Genomic DNA, 1,050 nt, shown 5'->3' with positions numbered 1-1,050 from the left:
GTGATATATAGGTCCACATCAATATGTTATTGCATCATATACTGAACAGATAATTTAAATTACTTTTATAAAGGATGATGAGGATGAACCTAGAAGATATACAAAAATCCTATGGCGTAATTGTAAGTTTAGGAGGATTGTGTCAAGTCACCAACCAAATCAAAAGACACAATTTAAGAACATTTTCTGGACCTTTAGATTGGTTTTATTATCCATCACTTTCAGATGTAAACAGATTACTTCAAAATCGATTTAAAAAATTCATGAAGTTGGAAAATATGGTTATAGAAGGTTCCGAAAGTTACGGTCTTATTGAATCAGAATTTGATAATCAAATTAAATGGGCAGAACGAATTACCTACTGTATAAAGGACACTTATTATAATTGTTTTTCAATGCATGATTTTCCTATTAATTCAGAAAAAGATTTGAAATCAACCTATCCTTCTTTTAAAGCTAAATTAGACACTAGAATTAATCAATTTCTTGAAAAAATAAATAGTAGTGAATCCATTTTATTCATTAGAATTTGGGGAAATCGAGATGAAGCGGTTGAATTACAAAACGTATTATCTAAAATTACAAATAAGGATTTTAATATCCTTATTGTTAATTTCAAGGAGGGTATATCTAATATTGTTGAACAAAATTGGGGAATATCGCGGGTTTGTTCAATTGAACTCCCACGTTATCAGGATAGATGGGAAGGTGATGATTCCGATTGGGATGTTATTTTAAACAAAATAACATTAACTTAATAATTTCCTTCCTACTTTTAACATGATTTGGCCCGTAAAATCAAATAGGTGTAGAGAAATAAAATTCCTGTCTAATTGATACACACTTAATTAACAAAACGTTCATATAATAATTCGTAAGTCCTTCTTTATTGAATAAATAGTTCTTTACAAAATTAGTTCCATCACTAGAGCACCTTTATGCGGTGCTCTTTTTTGAATTTATAAAATGTAAAAATAGTTGTTCCATTTTCCTTCAAATGACTAATTCCCTTTGTTATTCTTCTGTTGATTTCTGTATAATCATTTATGC

General features: G+C 28.9%; 1 protein-coding gene. It reads left to right on the top strand.

Going from position 1 to position 1,050, the window contains the following annotated elements; genetic code table 11:
- Window positions 1-83 precede the first annotated feature (83 nt).
- Window positions 84-758, top strand: coding sequence for a papain-like cysteine peptidase (locus ABWK52_RS29080; RefSeq protein WP_001047151.1), 675 nt, complete (start codon window positions 84-86; stop codon window positions 756-758).
- The last annotated feature ends 292 nt before the right edge of the window (window positions 759-1,050 follow it).

Origin of the sequence: Bacillus sp. AP50 (assembly GCF_040492675.1) — a bacterium.
Classification (GTDB): domain Bacteria; phylum Bacillota; class Bacilli; order Bacillales; family Bacillaceae_G; genus Bacillus_A; species Bacillus_A cereus.
This window is presented reverse-complemented; position numbering and strand designations above follow the sequence as displayed.

Excerpts from the sequence above, each read along its gene's own strand:
- ABWK52_RS29080 (WP_001047151.1), top strand. The coding sequence starts at position 84 with ATGAACCTAGAAGATATACAAAAATCCTATGGCGTAATTGTAAGTTTA.